The sequence below is a fragment of the Domibacillus sp. F004 genome (assembly GCF_057814295.1).
In genome coordinates this window covers 1,671-4,407 of the sequence record NZ_JBVATB010000017.1, presented here as the reverse complement: position 1 = coordinate 4,407, position 2,737 = coordinate 1,671, and the positions used below count along the sequence as shown (strand labels likewise).

Genomic DNA, 2,737 nt, shown 5'->3' with positions numbered 1-2,737 from the left:
TTGGTTAAGTCCTCGATCGATTAGTATTCGTCAGCTCCATGTGTCGCCACACTTCCACCCCGAACCTATCTACCTCGTCTTCTTCAAGGGATCTTACTTACTTGCGTAATGGGAAATCTCATCTTGAGGGGGGCTTCATGCTTAGATGCTTTCAGCACTTATCCCGTCCGCACGTAGCTACCCAGCGATGCCTCTGGCGAGACAACTGGTACACCAGCGGTGCGTCCATCCCGGTCCTCTCGTACTAAGGACAGCTCCTCTCAAATTTCCTGCGCCCGCGACGGATAGGGACCGAACTGTCTCACGACGTTCTGAACCCAGCTCGCGTACCGCTTTAATGGGCGAACAGCCCAACCCTTGGGACCGACTACAGCCCCAGGATGCGATGAGCCGACATCGAGGTGCCAAACCTCCCCGTCGATGTGGACTCTTGGGGGAGATAAGCCTGTTATCCCCGGGGTAGCTTTTATCCGTTGAGCGATGGCCCTTCCATGCGGAACCACCGGATCACTAAGCCCGACTTTCGTCCCTGCTCGACTTGTAGGTCTCGCAGTCAAGCTCCCTTGTGCCTTTACACTCTGCGAATGATTTCCAACCATTCTGAGGGAACCTTTGGGCGCCTCCGTTACATTTTAGGAGGCGACCGCCCCAGTCAAACTGCCCACCTGACACTGTCTCCCACCCGGATCACGGGTGTGGGTTAGAAGTTCAACACAGTCAGGGCAGTATCCCACCAGCGCCTCCACCGAAGCTGGCGCTCCGGCTTCCAAGGCTCCTGCCTATCCTGTGCAGACTGTGCCAAAATTCAATATCAGGCTGCAGTAAAGCTCCACGGGGTCTTTCCGTCCTGTCGCGGGTAACCTGCATCTTCACAGGTACTATAATTTCACCGAGTCTCTCGTTGAGACAGTGCCCAGATCGTTGCGCCTTTCGTGCGGGTCGGAACTTACCCGACAAGGAATTTCGCTACCTTAGGACCGTTATAGTTACGGCCGCCGTTTACTGGGGCTTCAATTCAGACCTTCGCTTGCGCTAAGCCCTCCTCTTAACCTTCCAGCACCGGGCAGGCGTCAGCCCCTATACGTCGCCTTGCGGCTTTGCAGAGACCTGTGTTTTTGCTAAACAGTCGCCTGGGCCTATTCACTGCGGCTCTCGCAGGCTTGCACCCGCAAGAGCACCCCTTCTCCCGAAGTTACGGGGTCATTTTGCCGAGTTCCTTAACGAGAGTTCACTCGCTCACCTTAGGATTCTCTCCTCGCCTACCTGTGTCGGTTTGCGGTACGGGCACCTTACATCTCGCTAGAGGCTTTTCTTGGCAGTGTGGAATCGAAGACTTCGGTACTTAATTTCCCTCGTCATCACAGCTCAGCCTTCACGGAAACGGGATTTGCCTCATTTCCAGCCTACCTGCTTAAACACGCGTATCCAGCTGCGTGATCTCCTATCCTCCTGCGTCCCCCCATCACTCAAACGATGCTTGGTGGTACAGGAATATCAACCTGTTCTCCATCGCCTACGCCTTTCGGCCTCGGCTTAGGTCCCGACTAACCCTGAGAGGACGAGCCTTCCTCAGGAAACCTTGGGCATTCGGTGGAAGGGATTCTCACCCTTCTTTCGCTACTCATACCGGCATTCTCACTTCCAGACGCTCCACCAGTCCTTACGGTCTAGCTTCACAGCAGCTGGAACGCTCTCCTACCACTGATATCAACGATATCAATCCACAGCTTCGGTGATACGTTTAGCCCCGGTACATTTTCGGCGCAGAGTCACTCGACCAGTGAGCTATTACGCACTCTTTAAATGGTGGCTGCTTCTAAGCCAACATCCTGGTTGTCTGGGCAACTCCACATCCTTTTCCACTTAACGTATACTTTGGGACCTTAGCTGGTGGTCTGGGCTGTTTCCCTCTTGACTACGGATCTTATCACTCGCAGTCTGACTCCCAAACATAAGTTTCTGGCATTCGGAGTTTGTCTGAATTCGGTAACCCGGGATGGGCCCCTAGTCCAAACAGTGCTCTACCTCCAGAACTCTTCGTTTGAGGCTAGCCCTAAAGCTATTTCGGAGAGAACCAGCTATCTCCAGGTTCGATTGGAATTTCACCGCTACCCACACCTCATCCCCGCACTTTTCAACGTGCGTGGGTTCGGACCTCCAGTGAGTGTTACCTCACCTTCATCCTGGACATGGGTAGATCACCTGGTTTCGGGTCTACGACCTCATACTCAGACGCCCTATTCAGACTCGCTTTCGCTGCGGCTCCGCATCATCTGCTTAACCTTGCATGAAATCGTAACTCGCCGGTTCATTCTACAAAAGGCACGCCATCACCCATTAACGGGCTCTGACTACTTGTAGGCACACGGTTTCAGGATCTCTTTCACTCCCCTTCCGGGGTGCTTTTCACCTTTCCCTCACGGTACTGGTTCACTATCGGTCACTAGGGAGTATTTAGCCTTGGGAGATGGTCCTCCCGGATTCCGACGGAATTCCTCGTGTTCCGCCGTACTCAGGATCCACTCAAGAGAGAAGAGAATTTCAGCTACAGGGCTGTTACCTTGTTTCGCGGGCCTTTCCAGACCGCTTCACTTATTCTCTTCCTTTGTAACTCCGTATAGAGTGTCCTACAACCCCAGAAAGCAAGCTTTCTGGTTTGGGCTATGTCCCGTTTCGCTCGCCGCTACTCAGGGAATCGCGTTTGCTTTCTCTTCCTCCGGGTACTTAGATGTTTCAG

The 2,737-nt window shown here is 53.6% G+C and carries 1 protein-coding gene and 1 other annotated feature (1 of these 2 running past the window's edge); the gene reads left to right on the top strand.

Going from position 1 to position 2,737, the window contains the following annotated elements:
• Positions 1-2,737, bottom strand: a sequence feature (mutual gap in cmsearch alignment for this rRNA model is longer than 100) (it continues 162 nt past the right edge of the window).
• Positions 2,377-2,737: hypothetical protein (locus ACZYRN_RS19140; protein ID WP_488913173.1), on the top strand; the 361-nt coding region annotated here is incomplete at its 3' end. Its footprint overlaps the feature before it by 361 nt.